Below are 12,934 nucleotides of genomic sequence, written 5' to 3'. Positions count from 1 at the left end.
GGAGACAGCGTATGGCCTATCTCGAGCTCGATCGGGTCGCCAAGCAATTCGGGGCGCAGACTGTGGTCGATGACTTCAGTCTCTCGGTGGGGAAGGGGGAGTTCATCTCCTTCCTCGGCCCGTCCGGCTGCGGCAAGACCACGACGTTGCAGATGATCGCGGGCTTCCTCGATCCCACCCGCGGCGCGATCCGCCTGGAGGGCAAGGACCTGACCGCGATCCATCCGGCCAAGCGTGGCCTTGGCATCGTGTTCCAGAGCTACGCGCTGTTTCCGCACATGACGGCGGCGGAGAACGTCGCCTTCGGTCTCGAGATGCGCAACGTGCCGCGCACTGAAAGAGCCGAGCGCGTTCGTGCCGCGCTCGCGATGGTCGGCCTTGCCGGCTTTGAGGACCGCCATCCCCGCCGCATGTCCGGCGGCCAGCAGCAGCGCGTGGCACTCGCCCGCGCGCTGGTGATCAAGCCGAGCGTGCTCTTGCTCGACGAGCCGCTGTCCAACCTTGACGCCAAGCTGCGCGAGGAGATGCAGATCGAGCTGCGTCAGATCCAGCGCACCATCGGCACCACCACGATCCTGGTCACCCATGACCAGAACGAGGCGATGTCGCTGTCCGATCGCATCGTGGTGATGAGCCAGGGCAAGATCGAGCAGATCGGGACGCCGCAGGAGACCTATGAGAAGCCGGCCTCGGCCTTCGTCTCGCAATTCCTCGGCAAGACCAACGATTTCGCCGCGGCGGTCGATCGGACCGCCACGCCAGCGCGGGTGACGGCGGGCTCCTGGAGTGCGCCGGCCCCGGCGGGCCTCAGCGGTCCCGTCACCGTCAGCATTCGCCCTGAAAGAATCGGCTTCGGCGATGCCGGCCTCAGCGCAAAAATCGTCACGCGCATCTTCCAGGGCAATCACTGGCTGTTCCAGTGCGACAGCGAATGCGGCCCGGCAATCGTGATCCGCCAGAATGACGGCAAGGCGCAGCCGGCCGAAGGCGAGACGGTTCGTCTTACCTGGCGGCCCGAGGATATGAGCGTCCGCGCGAGGGCTGGCGCATGAGCACGGTCGCCGAGGAACGCAGCGCGCGTGCGCCCTGGGCGCTGACGGCGCCTGCCTTGATGCTGTTCGTCGGCGTGCTGCTGATTCCGCTGGCGATGACGGTGATGCTGTCGTTCCACGATTGGGGCCAGTACAAGGGCATCGAGCCGGTCTTCATCCTCAAGAACTGGCACGAGATCGCGACCGATCCCTATTACGCCGAGATGTTCTGGCGCACCTTTCGTATCGCGATCCTGACCACGCTGCTCACCGCGCTGCTCGGGGCGCCCGAAGCCTATATCCTCAACCGCATGAGCGGCCGTTGGAAAAGCTTCTTCCTGCTCGTCATCCTCGGGCCGCTTCTGATCTCCGTGGTGGCCCGCACGCTGGGCTGGGCGCTGCTGTTCGGCGGCAACAACGGCCTCGTCAACAAGCTCTTGATGTCGCTCGGGGTGATTAGCTCGCCCATTCCCTTCATGTTCACCGAAACCGGCATGGTGGTCGCGCTCGCACACGTGATGATGCCGTTCATGGTGCTCTCGGTGTGGGCTGCGCTGCAGCGGCTCGATCCGCAGATCGAGAATGCCGCGATGTCGCTCGGCGCCGGCCCCGCCACCATCATTCGCCGCATCATCATGCCGCAGATCATGCCGGGCGTGCTGTCGGGTGCGATCATCGTGTTTTCGCTCTCGGCCAGCGCGTTTGCGACGCCCGCGATCATCGGCGGCCGCCGGCTCAAGGTCGCCGCGACGCTCGCCTATGACGAGTTCCTCAACACGTTGAACTGGCCGCTCGGCGCAGCGGTCGCGACGCTGCTGCTGGTCGCGCTGGTGCTGATCGTCGTCGGCAGCAACGCATTGATCGAGCGGCGCTACGCGGAGGTGTTCCGATGAGACGGAACGGCCCGCTGGCGCTGATCTTCCATACCTTCTTCGTCATCGTCATGGTGGCGCCGATCCTGGTGGTCTGTCTCGTCGCCTTCACGCCCGAAGGCTTCCTGTCGCTGCCGACCAACGGCTTTTCGCTGCGCTGGTTCAGGACGATCGCGAACTACCCCGAATTCATCCACGCCTTCTGGGTCAGCCTTGGCCTCGGCGCGCTGTCCTCCTTCGTCGCGCTCCTGTTCGCGGTGCCGGCGGCATTGGCGATCGCGCGCTATCGATTCCGCGGCCGCGATGCGCTCGCCGCGCTGTTCCTGTCGCCGCTGATGATCCCGCATGTCGTGCTCGGCATCGCCTTCCTGCGCTTCTTCACCTCGGCCGGCCTGGGCGGCAGTTTTGTCGCGCTGATCATCGCGCATGTTATCATCGTGTTTCCGTTCGCGCTGCGGCTGACGCTTGCGGCAGCGACAGGCATGGACCGCACCGTCGAGATAGCCGCGGTCTCCCTCGGCGCCGGCGGCTGGACGCTGTTTCGCCGCGTGACCTTGCCGCTGATCCTCCCCGGCGTCATCAGCGGCTGGGCGCTCGCTTTCATCCAGTCCTTCGACGATCTCACCATGACCGTCTTCCTCGCGGCACCCGGTACCGAGACGTTGCCGGTGCGCATGTTCCTTTATATCCAGGACAACATCGATCCGCTGGTGACGTCGGTCTCGGCCTGCGTGATCGCTGTGACCATGACCGCCCTCATTCTGCTCGACCGCTTCTACGGGCTCGACCGTGTGCTCGCCGGCAAGGGCGGCGATACGGGGCGATAGGAGAACTTATGTCTAAAGCGTTTTCGAGCGAAGTGGACGCCGGTTCGCGTAAAGAAAACGCGTCTAAACAAAAATCTGATTACGACGTCGCCGTCGTCGGCGGCGGGTTGCTCGGCTCCGCGATTGCCTGGGGCCTCGGCCGGCTTGGCAAGTCCGTTGCCGTGCTCGACGAAGGCGACATCACCAAACGCGCCTCCCGCGCAAACTTTGCGCTGGTCTGGGTCCAGAGCAAGGGGCTCGGCATGCCCGCCTATACGGTGTGGACCGTGCAGGCGTCGCAGGCGTGGGGTCGGCTGGCGGAGGAGTTAAAGCAACAGACCGGCCTTGATGTCTCGCTTCAGCAGAATGGCGGTTTTCATCTCACCCTTGGTGAAGAGGAGTTCGGCCAGCGCACCGAGCTGGTCAAGCGCATGCACAACCAGGCCGGTGCTGCCGACTACAAGATGGAGATGCTCTCCGCATCCGAGGTCAAGAAGTCGCTGCCGCTGATCGGGCCGGAGGTCTCCGGCGGCAGCTATTGCCCGCTCGACGGCCACGTCAATTCGCTGCGCACGTTCCGCGCCTTCCACACCGGCTTCAGGGCGTTCGGCATCGATTATTTTCCGGAGCGTCCGGTCTCGGCGATCAGCAGGAGCGGCGGCGAATTCCGCCTGACCACGCCGAAGGGCGAGCTGCGCGCGGCCAAGATCGTGCTCGCCGCCGGCAATGCCAATCAGACGCTGGCGCCCATGGTCGGCCTCTACGCGCCGATGGGCCCGACCCGCGGCCAGATCGTGGTGACCGAGCGCACCATGCCGTTCCTGCCGCATCCGCTGACCACGATCCGCCAAACCGACGAGGGCACGGTGATGATCGGCGACAGCAAGGAAGACGAGCTGGATGATCGTGCGCTGAAGCATTCGATCAGCGCCGTGATGACCGATCGCGCCCAGCGCATGTTCCCGCATCTGTCGCGGCTCAACGTGGTCAGGAGCTGGGCCGGCATTCGCGTCATGCCGCAGGACGGCTTTCCGATCTACGACCAGTCGGAGACGCATCCCGGCGCCTTCGTCGCCTGCTGCCATTCCGGCGTGACGCTGGCCTCCAACCACGCCTTCGAGATCGCGCGCATGGTGGCGCAGGGCGCGCTCGAGCCCGAGCTGGTCGGCGCGTTCTCGGCCAGCCGGTTCGGCGCCGCGGGCGCTGCGAACAACAGCGGCTATTAGAGATTTTGAAGGAGCCAAGAGGCATCCCCATGTTTAGACGATCCGAACAGGACAAGCGACCGCAGGTCGAGATCTTCGTCGACGGCGTTGCCGTTGCGGCGCGCCAAGGTGACACCGTCTCGGCTGCGCTACTGGCCTCCGGCCGCGACGCACGGCGTTCCACCGCTGTGAGCGGCGCACCGCGTCTGCCCTATTGCATGATGGGCGTGTGCTTCGACTGCCTCGTCACCATCGACGGTGTCGGCAACCGCCAAGGCTGCCTCGTGCCCGTTGCCGAAGGCATGCAGATCGAGATCCAGAAGGGCAAGCGGGAGATCGGAAAATGACTGTGGCTCCCAAGCGCGAAGACTATGACGTCGTGGTGATCGGCGCGGGACCAGCGGGCCTTGCCGCCGCTGCGACATCCGCCGAAGCCGGCTTGTCCACGCTGCTGCTCGACGAGAATGTCGGCCCGGGCGGTCAGGTGTTTCGCGCGATCTCTTCGACGCCGGTAACCGATCGCAATCAGCTCGGCGCCGATTATTGGGTCGGTGCCGATCTCGTGCAGTCGCTGCGTGCGACCAGCGCCGAGGTCATTCATCGCGCGACGGTCTGGAGCCTCGACCGCAACCTCGAGATCGCCGTCTCGGTCGGCGGCGCCTCCGCCTTCGTCAAGGCGCAGCGCGTGATCCTTGCGACCGGCGCACTGGAGCGGCCGTTTCCAATACCCGGCTGGACGCTGCCGGGCGTGATGACCGCGGGCGCCGCGCAGACGATGCTGAAATCGTCGGCTCTGGTTCCCGATGGCCGCACGGTGATCGCAGGCCAGGGGCCGCTGCTCTGGCTGCTGGCCGCGCAGATCCTTCGCCTCGGCGGCCGCATCGACCGCATCCTCGACACCACCGAGCGCGGCAATTACTTCGCAGCGCTTCCGCACGCCTTCGCGTTCCTGACCTCACCCTATTTCGCCAAGGGTCTCGCGATGATGCGCGAGGTGAAGGCCAAGGTGCAGGTCGTCTCCGGCGTCGCGGAGCTCTCGGCGGCCGGCGACGGCCAGCTCGCCAGCGTGGGCTATGTCGCCGGCGGCAAGCGCGAGACCATTCCCGCCGATCTGCTGCTGCTGCATCAGGGCGTCGTGCCCAACGTTAATCTCGCGATGGCCGCAGGTGTCGAGCATCGCTGGGACGATCTGCAACTGTGCTGGTCGCCGGTGCTGGATGCCAGCGGCAGTTCGTCGGTCGCCGGCATTGCGATCGCCGGCGACGGCGCCGGCATCGGTGGTGCCAATGCCGCCGTGGTGCGCGGCCGCATCGCGGCGCGCGCGGCAGTCGAAGCGTTGGCACCCGCGGCTGCCGCAAAATTTCCGTCGATGGCAGCGTTGCGTACCGATCTCGCCAAGGCCGAGCGTGGTCGTATCTTCCTCGATACGCTGTTCCGCCCCGCGCCGCAGTTCCGTATTCCCTCCGGCGACACCATCGTCTGCCGCTGCGAGGAGGTCACGGCAAAGGACGTTCTCGATTCCGTCGCGATCGGCGCGACCGGGCCGAACCAGCTCAAGGCCTATCGCCGCACCGGCATGGGCCCGTGCCAGGGCCGGCTCTGCGGCCTCACCGTCACCGAGCTGATGGCGCAGGCGCGCGGCAAGTCTCCGCAGGAGATCGGCTATTACCGGCTGCGCGCGCCGGTGAAGCCAATCACGCTCGCCGAGCTCGCGGCCGTTCCGAAAAGCGAGGCCGACGTCAAGGCGGTGGTGCGCGGATGACAAGATGCGTGGATGCGATCGTCGTCGGCGGCGGCATCCACGGATGCTCCACCGCGTTGCATCTGTGCCTCGCCGGCCTGAAACCGGTGCTGATCGAGAAGGATTATGCCGGACGCCACGCCTCCGGCGTCAATGCCGGCGGCGTCCGCCAGCTCGCGCGGCACATCCCGGAGATTCCGCTCTCGATCCGCTCGATGGGAATCTGGGAGAAGATCAAGGATCTCCTCGACGACGATTGCAGTTTCGAGAGCCACGGCCAGGTGCTGGTCGCCGAGAACGAGGAGGAGCTCGCGGTCTGCCGCGTGCGCGTGGCCGAGCTCAATGCGCTCGGCTTCACCCACGAAGAGCTGATCGACGCGACTGAATTGCGCCGGCTGGTGCCGGCGGTGGCTGAAAGCTGTCCCGGCGGCGTGGTTTCGCGCCGTGACGGCGCGGCCAATCCGGCGCAGACGACGACGGCGTTCCGGCGCAAGGCCCAGCAGCTCGGCACGACCGTGCGCGAAGGCGTGGCCGCCAGCAACATCCGGTACAGCGATGGGCTCTGGCATGTCGACGTCGGCACTGAAGCCTTTGCCGCGCCGGTGCTGGTCAACGCCGCGGGCGCCTGGGCCGGCAAGATCGCGGCCGCGCTCGGCGAGCCCGTGCCGGTCGAGACCGTGGCACCGATGCTGATGATCACCTCGCGCGTGCCGCACTTCATCGACCCCGTCGTGATCCTGCGCGGGCGAAAGCTCTCCTTCAAGCAGTTCTCCAACGGCACGGTGCTGATCGGCGGCGGTCATCTGGCAACGCCCTATCAGGATCGCAACGAGACGGTGCTGGACTGGAAGAGCCTCGCGACCAGCGCACGCACCGTGTTCGAGCTGTTTCCGGTGATGCGCAGCGCCACCATCGTCCGTGCCTGGGCCGGGATCGAAGCGAAGATGAAGGACGATATTCCCGTGTTCGGACCGAGCAGCCGTCACAAGGGCCTCTATCACCAGTTCGGCTTCTCGTTGCACGGCTTTCAGCTCGGCCCCGGCGCCGGTGCCGTGATGGCGGAGCTGATCGTCAACGGCGGCACCCAGACCCGCGTCGGTGATCTCGGCATCGACCGCTTCCATCCCTCAACGCTCTAGCAACAAGAGGATATCTCATGAGCATCACCCGCAGCATCCGCACGCCCATCATGCACCGCGCCGTCGAGGCCAATGGCTTCGTCTTCCTCGGCGGCACCATCGCCGATGACACCAGCGTGTCCATGGGCGATCAGACCCGCAACATCCTCGGCAAGATCGCCGGTTATCTGAAAGAAGCCGGCACCGACAAGAGCCGCATCGTCAGTGCGTCGATCTTCGTCACGGATCTCTCCAAGAAGAAGGAGATGGACGCGGCCTGGACCGAGTTCTTCGGTGACAATCTGCCGACCCGCGCCACCGTCGGCGTCGCCGATCTCGGCGGCAGCGCGCTGATCGAGGTGGTGGTGACCGCGCTCAAGGGCTGATCGCGACAGGGACGTCGGCGCTCTCCGCGCCGTCGTCCCTCGAGCCGCGCCTTGATCTCGCGCTTCGATGGGACTAGTTAGAGGGTCCCCGATCAGGAACTTCGCAGCCATGGATTTTACCCCGACCGCAAAGCCCATCCGCCTTGCTCACGGGGAATTCCATGCCTGCTTCAATCATCCTGTCGAATCTGTCGCTGTCCACGCCTGACGGCCGTCCTCTTCTCTCAAACATCGATCTGACGTTCGGCGCCGAGCGGACCGGCCTCGTCGGCCGCAATGGCGTCGGGAAGACGACGTTGCTCGCGTCGATCTCCGGGGAGCATCTTCCCCAGGCGGGGCGCGTCGTCGTCAACGGAACCGTCGGTTTGCTGCGCCAGGATGTCCAGCTCCTTGCCGGTGCGACGGTGGCCGATTTGTTCCGAGTGCGAGGTCACCTCGCGCTGCTTCGCCGCGCCGAGCGGGGGGAAGTCTCGGCCGACGACCTCGCCGAGGTCGATTGGACTCTCGAGGCACGGCTACAGGCTGCGCTTGCACGTCTCGGGTTTGATCTCGCTCCCGACACCGAGCTGGAGCGGCTGTCCGGCGGCCAGATCACGCGGGTTCGCCTCGCCGCATTGGTCTTTGCCGAGCCGGACTTCCTGCTGCTGGACGAGCCAACCAACAATCTCGACCAGGACGGCCGCAAGGCCGTGATCGATCTCCTCGCGGCCTGGCGCGGCGGTGCGATCGTCGTCAGCCACGATCGGCGCCTGCTCGATACGATGGATGCGATTGTCGAGCTGACGTCGCTCGGAGCCACGCGATACGGCGGCAACTGGAGCCGTTACCGCGAACAGAAGGCGGTCGAGCTCGCCGCCGTCAGGCACGACCTCGCGCATGCCGAGAGGAAGCTATCCGAGATCGACGGCAAGGCGCAGGAGGCCGCGGAGAAGAAAGCGCGCAAGGACAGCGGCGGCAGGAAGAAGCGCGCCAAGGGCGACATGCCGCGCATCCTGGCGGGGGCGCGCAAGGATCGCAGCGAGGATACCGGCGGCAAGACCGCACAAATCGCCGAGCGGCTGCGCGCGGAAGCGCTTCAAGCCGTCGACACGGCGCGCGGGCGCATCGAAATTCTTCAGCCGCTCTCCGTCAAGCTGCCCGCGACCGGCCTGCCGGCGGCCAGGGAGGTGCTTTGGCTCGACCGCGTCAGCGCCGGCTATCGGCCGGAGCAGCCGGTCCTGCGCGATCTCTCATTTGCCGTCGTCGGCCCGGAGCGGGTCGCGCTGGTCGGGCCCAACGGCTCCGGCAAGACGACGCTGTTGAAACTCATCGCGGGGGATCTGCGTCCGCTCTCGGGCACCCTGCGGGTCAGGCCGGATTTCGCGCTGTTCGACCAGAAGGTCAGCCTGCTCGATCCCTCGATCTCCATCCTGGAGAATTTTCGGCGCCTCAATCCGAAGGCGGGAGCGAACGAATGCCATGCCGCGCTGGCGCGGTTCATGTTTCGCGCCGATGCCGCCTTGCAAGTCGCCAGAAGCCTGAGTGGCGGGCAGATGTTTCGCGCGGGCCTCGCCTGCGTGCTGGGCGGGTCATCGCCGCCGTCGCTGCTGATCCTGGACGAGCCGACCAATCATCTCGACATCGAGTCCATCGAAGCGGTCGAAGCCGGCTTGAGGGCCTATGACGGCGCGCTGCTCGTCGTCAGTCATGACGAAGCGTTCCTGCAGGCGATCGGGGTCACGCGGCGGCTCGACCTCGCCGCCAAGGTGTTGCGCACTCACGGCGGGATCGTCTGATCCCGGCCGGCGGTCCTGATATGGCAGTGATTTTCAAAAACCCGACGCCCTGCCCCCAGCGCGTCGGGTGGAAAAAATGAGTATCAATCCGTGATCCCAACGCAACTGTTGTGACGCGTCCCGCAGCAATTGACCACTCCGGGAAACTACCGCGTCGGAATCGCGCTGAGACGGCTGGTTTGCAACCTACGATGCTGCACTCCCGCCCGGCTCCATCGCCTCGCCGATCTCGAGCGGGTGGGCCATGGTCTCGTGCAGCGCCTCGCGGTCGAGCTCGCCTTCGGAGATGCTGATGACCACGCAGGCGACGCCGTTGCCGATCAGATTGGTCAGCGCGCGGCATTCGCTCATGAACTTGTCGATGCCGACCAGGATCGCGATCGACTGGATCGGGATGTCTGGCACGATCGAGAGCGTCGCGGCGAGCGTGATGAAGCCCGCGCCGGTCACGCCGGAGGCGCCCTTCGAGGTGATCATGGCGATGCCCAGAATGCCGAGCTCCTGCCAGATGGTCAGATGCGTGTTGGTCGCCTGCGCCAGAAACAGCGTCGCCAGCGTCATGTAGATGTTGGTGCCGTCGAGGTTGAAGCTGTAGCCGGTCGGAATCACGAGGCCGACCACGGACCGCGAGGCGCCGAGATGCTCCATCTTCTGGATCATCTGCGGCAGCACCGTCTCGGAGGACGACGTGCCGAGCACGATCAGCAGCTCGTCCTTGATGTAGGCGATGAAGCGGAGGATCGAGAAGCCGGCGAGCCGCGCGATCGCACCTAACACCACGAGCACGAACAGCATGCTGGTGAGATAGAACGTGCCGATCAGGGCGGCGAGATTGATCAGCGAGCCGAGGCCGTAGGCGCCGACCGTGAACGCCATCGCGCCGAAGGCGCCGATCGGCGCCACGCGCACGATGATGCGGATGATGCCGAAGAACATCTTGGCGGCCTTGTCGATCGCGTCCGCAATGGGCTCGCCGGCCTTGCCGAGAAAGGCGATGGCGAAGCCGGACAGGATCGAGATCAGCAGCACCTGCAAAAGGTCGCCGCGCGCGATCGCGCCCAGATAGCTGTCGGGGATGATCGCCATCAGATGAGCGACGATGCCCTCTTCCTTGGCTTTGGTGACGTAGGTGGCGACCGAGTTCGGGTCGATCGTGGCGGGATCGATATTGAAGCCGTGCCCGGGCTGCAGGATCTCACCGACCAGGAGGCCGACCGCGAGCGCGACGGTCGAGACCGTCTCGAAATAGATCAGCGACTTCAGCCCGACCCGGCCGACGCGCTTGAGGTCGCCCATCGAGGAGATGCCGTGCACCACGGTGCAGAAGATCACCGGCGCGATCATCATCTTGATCAGCGCGATGAAGCCGTCGCCGAGCGGCTTCAAGGCCTTGCCGAGATCGGGGTAGAAATAGCCGATCAGCACGCCGAGCACGATTGCGATCAGCACCTGGACGTAGAGGATCTTGTACCAGGGCTGATGCCGGCGATGGATGGCTGGCTGGATCGCGACTTGTGTCATAGAGTGGCCCAGGAACGCATTGAGTTCGCGTGATTTCGATCTTGCATGGCTTGCATCATGTGATGGTCGCCGCAGAAGCGACAATCACATTTTTGTCTGTTCGCACGAAGATCGGTCGCTGCACCGCAACTGGGGGGAACATGTCGACTTCATCAGGCGCCGGCCGGCAACAGCGAGGCTATTTCCCGCGTTGGACGTTGAAGACCTCAGGCGTGATCATGCCGGAGGAGCGGCTGTCATGGGGCCAGACCTTCGTCTCCGGTCTCCAGCATTGCGTCGCGATGTCTGGCTCGACGATCATCGCGCCGCTGCTGATGGGCTTCGATCCCAATGTCGCCGTCCTGTTCTCCGGCATCGGCACGCTGATCTTCTTCGTCATCGTCGCGGGGCGCGTGCCGAGCTATCTCGGCTCGAGCTTCGCGTTCATCGCCGTCGTCATCGCGGCCACAGGCTATGCCGGGCAGGGGCCGAACCCGAATTTGTCGGTGGCGCTTGGCGGTATCGTCGGAGCCGGAGTGCTCTATGGCGTGATCGCGCTGATCGTGATGTGGTCGGGGGTCGGCTGGGTCGAGCGGCTGCTGCCGCCGGCTGTCACCGGTGCGGTGGTCGCGGCGATCGGCCTCAACCTCGCGCCCGTGGCGGTCAAGGCAGTAAGCGCCGGCACTTTCGATACGTGGATCGGGCTTGCGACCGTTCTGATCATCGGCGTGGTGGCCGTTGCGGCGCCAGGCCTGTGGCGCCGCCTGCCGATCATCCTTGGCGCGATCGGCGGATATCTTCTGTACCTGCTGTTCGCCAACGGGCTCGGTTTCGGCAAGCCGATCGACTTCACTCAGCTTTCAGCCGCGCCATGGTTCGGCATGCCGAGCTTCACCACGCCGACATTCCAGGCCGATGCGATCTTCCTGATCGCGCCGGTTGCGATCATTCTCGTCGCCGAGAATCTCGGGCACATCAAGGCCGTCGGCGCCATGACGGGCCGGAGTCTCGACGCCTATCTCGGCCGCGCCCTGTTCGCCGACAGCTTAGCTACCATCGTGGCGGCCTGCGGCGGCGGCACCGGCGTCACCACCTATGCCGAGAACATCGGCGTCATGGCGGCGACGAAGGTCTATTCGACATTGCTGTTCGCCTTCGCCGCCATGGTGTCGATCCTGCTCGGCTTCTCGCCGAAATTCGGCGCGCTGATCCTGTCGATCCCGGGGCCCGTCATCGGCGGTCTCTCGATCGTGCTGTTCGGACTGATCGCGGCGATGGCGGGCCGGATCTGGGTCGAGAACAAGGTCGACTTCGCCAATCCTGCAAACCTGATCACCGTCGCCGTGGCGCTGACCGCCGGTGCGGGCGACCTCACGCTCAAATTCGGCGCATTCACGATCGGCGGGATCGGCACGGCAACTTTTGGCGCCATCATCCTCTACCAGATCCTGACCTCGCCGCTGGCGCGGCGCGCGGAGTGATTCCCAGGGATGCACGAAAGGGATGGAACAAAACGCCGGTTCCATCGATGATGAGACATCCCGGAGAGAACCCATGCCGCAAACCGATCGCTCGACCTCCTTTCCCTCGCGCCTCGTTGGCCAATACGCCCTGGTGACCGGCGCCTCGCAAGGCATCGGTCGCGCCGTCGCCATCCGGCTCGCCCAGGAAGGTGCGACCGTCGCCATCAATTATTTCGAGCACGAGGAGCGGGCGGAGGAGACGCTGGCGCATGCACGCACGGCATCGGGCGATCGTGGCCATGGCAAGCTCGATCATCTCATCGTCAGGGCCAATGTCGGCAACGAGCAGGAGATCGCCGCGATGTTCGAGACGATTCTGGCGCGCTGGAAGCGCCTCGATTGTCTCGTCAACAATGCCGGCTTCCAGAAGGAATCGCCGAGCGAGGCGCTCGACGTCGAGACCTATCGGCGCATCATCGACGTCAATCTCAACGGCGCCGTGCTCTGCGCCCAGAAGGCGCTCGCGCATTTCGTGGCGCGCGGGGGAGGGGGCTCCATCATCAACTGCTCCAGCGTGCACCAGATCATCCCGAAACCCGGCTATCTCGCCTATTCGATCAGCAAGGGCGGCATGGCCAATCTGACGCGCACGCTGGCGCTGGAGTTCGCCGGCCGCGGCATTCGCGTCAACGCGGTCGGGCCCGGCGCGATCGACACGCCGATCAACGCGGCCTGGACCGGCGATCCCGAAAAGCGCGGCGTCGTCACCAGCCACATTCCCATGGGACGCGTCGGTACGCCGGAGGAGATCGCCGCCGTGTTCGCCTTCCTCGCCTCGGACGATGCGAGCTACATCACCGGGCAGACCCTCTACGCCTGCGGAGGCCTGACGCTCTTTCCGGAATTCCGCGAGAACTGGGCGAGTTGATCTCAGTTTGGGACTGTGAGGATGGCGGTCGGGCCGGGTAGGGGTCTGCGGCGCCGTGTGCTATCGACCGTGGACGACGCTGCCGCTATTGGCAAGCGTCGACACATGA

12 protein-coding genes are annotated in these 12,934 nt (G+C 65.5%); 11 read left to right on the top strand and 1 reads right to left on the bottom strand.

What is annotated here, in order from left to right; all coding sequences use genetic code 11:
• Positions 1-11: 11 nt before the first annotated feature.
• From XI03_RS25180 to XI03_RS25140, 9 genes are all read left to right on the top strand, one after another.
• Positions 12-1,052 carry an ABC transporter ATP-binding protein gene (locus tag XI03_RS25180; RefSeq protein ID WP_038951041.1) on the top strand — a complete coding sequence of 347 codons (1,041 nt, stop codon included), beginning with the start codon at positions 12-14 and terminating at the stop codon, positions 1,050-1,052.
• Positions 1,049-1,924, top strand: coding sequence for an ABC transporter permease (locus XI03_RS25175; protein ID WP_095426699.1), 876 nt, complete (start codon positions 1,049-1,051; stop codon positions 1,922-1,924). Before XI03_RS25180 ends, XI03_RS25175 begins: the two co-directional genes overlap by 4 nt.
• On the top strand, positions 1,921-2,730 hold the full coding sequence (locus tag XI03_RS25170) for an ABC transporter permease (protein ID WP_271593615.1): 810 nt from the start codon (positions 1,921-1,923) through the stop codon (positions 2,728-2,730). The genes XI03_RS25175 and XI03_RS25170 overlap by 4 nt, the downstream gene beginning before the upstream one ends.
• Before the next feature lie 8 nt (positions 2,731-2,738).
• Positions 2,739-3,935: an NAD(P)/FAD-dependent oxidoreductase gene (locus tag XI03_RS25165; protein WP_038951039.1), complete on the top strand. Its 1,197-nt coding sequence runs from the start codon at positions 2,739-2,741 to the stop codon at positions 3,933-3,935.
• Positions 3,936-3,964: 29 nt separating this feature from the next.
• Entirely contained in the window at positions 3,965-4,261 is a 297-nt protein-coding gene (locus XI03_RS25160) for a (2Fe-2S)-binding protein (RefSeq protein ID WP_028140357.1), read from the top strand.
• On the top strand, positions 4,258-5,676 hold the full coding sequence (locus XI03_RS25155) for an FAD/NAD(P)-dependent oxidoreductase (protein WP_271593614.1): 1,419 nt from the start codon (positions 4,258-4,260) through the stop codon (positions 5,674-5,676). The genes XI03_RS25160 and XI03_RS25155 overlap by 4 nt, the downstream gene beginning before the upstream one ends.
• Positions 5,673-6,794, top strand: coding sequence for an NAD(P)/FAD-dependent oxidoreductase (locus tag XI03_RS25150; RefSeq protein ID WP_212474865.1), 1,122 nt, complete (start codon positions 5,673-5,675; stop codon positions 6,792-6,794). The genes XI03_RS25155 and XI03_RS25150 overlap by 4 nt, the downstream gene beginning before the upstream one ends.
• A 17-nt stretch (positions 6,795-6,811) precedes the next feature.
• On the top strand, positions 6,812-7,159 hold the full coding sequence (locus tag XI03_RS25145) for a RidA family protein (RefSeq protein WP_038951035.1): 348 nt from the start codon (positions 6,812-6,814) through the stop codon (positions 7,157-7,159).
• Between the two features lie 161 nt (positions 7,160-7,320).
• Positions 7,321-8,934: an ABC-F family ATP-binding cassette domain-containing protein gene (locus tag XI03_RS25140; protein ID WP_271593613.1), complete on the top strand. Its 1,614-nt coding sequence runs from the start codon at positions 7,321-7,323 to the stop codon at positions 8,932-8,934.
• Between the two features lie 186 nt (positions 8,935-9,120).
• Here the strand turns inward: XI03_RS25140 and XI03_RS25135 are convergent, their stop codons facing one another.
• Positions 9,121-10,455: a dicarboxylate/amino acid:cation symporter gene (locus tag XI03_RS25135; RefSeq protein WP_271593612.1), complete on the bottom strand. Its 1,335-nt coding sequence runs from the start codon at positions 10,453-10,455 to the stop codon at positions 9,121-9,123.
• A gap of 140 nt (positions 10,456-10,595) precedes the next feature.
• Here XI03_RS25135 and XI03_RS25130 point away from each other — a divergent pair, with 140 nt between their 5' ends.
• Both XI03_RS25130 and XI03_RS25125 read left to right on the top strand, forming a co-directional pair.
• On the top strand, positions 10,596-11,915 hold the full coding sequence (locus XI03_RS25130; protein WP_271593611.1) for a solute carrier family 23 protein: 1,320 nt from the start codon (positions 10,596-10,598) through the stop codon (positions 11,913-11,915).
• A gap of 73 nt (positions 11,916-11,988) precedes the next feature.
• The gene (locus XI03_RS25125) at positions 11,989-12,825 is read left to right on the top strand and encodes an SDR family oxidoreductase (RefSeq protein WP_271593610.1); all 837 of its coding nucleotides are present in this window, start codon (positions 11,989-11,991) and stop codon (positions 12,823-12,825) included.
• The last annotated feature ends 109 nt before the right edge of the window (positions 12,826-12,934 follow it).

Origin of the sequence: Bradyrhizobium sp. CCBAU 65884 (assembly GCF_028128835.1) — a bacterium.
GTDB classification, from domain to species: domain Bacteria; phylum Pseudomonadota; class Alphaproteobacteria; order Rhizobiales; family Xanthobacteraceae; genus Bradyrhizobium; species Bradyrhizobium ottawaense.
This window is presented reverse-complemented; position numbering and strand designations above follow the sequence as displayed.

Bases quoted from the DNA above. Each gene is read 5' to 3' on its own strand.
- XI03_RS25180 (WP_038951041.1), top strand. From the start codon at position 12: ATGGCCTATCTCGAGCTCGATCGGGTCGCCAAGCAATTCGGGGCGCAG.
- XI03_RS25175 (WP_095426699.1), top strand. From the start codon at position 1,049: ATGAGCACGGTCGCCGAGGAACGCAGCGCGCGTGCGCCCTGGGCGCTG.
- XI03_RS25170 (WP_271593615.1), top strand. From the start codon at position 1,921: ATGAGACGGAACGGCCCGCTGGCGCTGATCTTCCATACCTTCTTCGTC.
- XI03_RS25165 (WP_038951039.1), top strand. From the start codon at position 2,739: ATGTCTAAAGCGTTTTCGAGCGAAGTGGACGCCGGTTCGCGTAAAGAA.
- XI03_RS25160 (WP_028140357.1), top strand. From the start codon at position 3,965: ATGTTTAGACGATCCGAACAGGACAAGCGACCGCAGGTCGAGATCTTC.
- XI03_RS25155 (WP_271593614.1), top strand. From the start codon at position 4,258: ATGACTGTGGCTCCCAAGCGCGAAGACTATGACGTCGTGGTGATCGGC.
- XI03_RS25150 (WP_212474865.1), top strand. From the start codon at position 5,673: ATGACAAGATGCGTGGATGCGATCGTCGTCGGCGGCGGCATCCACGGA.
- XI03_RS25145 (WP_038951035.1), top strand. From the start codon at position 6,812: ATGAGCATCACCCGCAGCATCCGCACGCCCATCATGCACCGCGCCGTC.
- XI03_RS25140 (WP_271593613.1), top strand. From the start codon at position 7,321: ATGCCTGCTTCAATCATCCTGTCGAATCTGTCGCTGTCCACGCCTGAC.
- XI03_RS25135 (WP_271593612.1), bottom strand. From the start codon at position 10,455: ATGACACAAGTCGCGATCCAGCCAGCCATCCATCGCCGGCATCAGCCC.
- XI03_RS25130 (WP_271593611.1), top strand. From the start codon at position 10,596: ATGTCGACTTCATCAGGCGCCGGCCGGCAACAGCGAGGCTATTTCCCG.
- XI03_RS25125 (WP_271593610.1), top strand. From the start codon at position 11,989: ATGCCGCAAACCGATCGCTCGACCTCCTTTCCCTCGCGCCTCGTTGGC.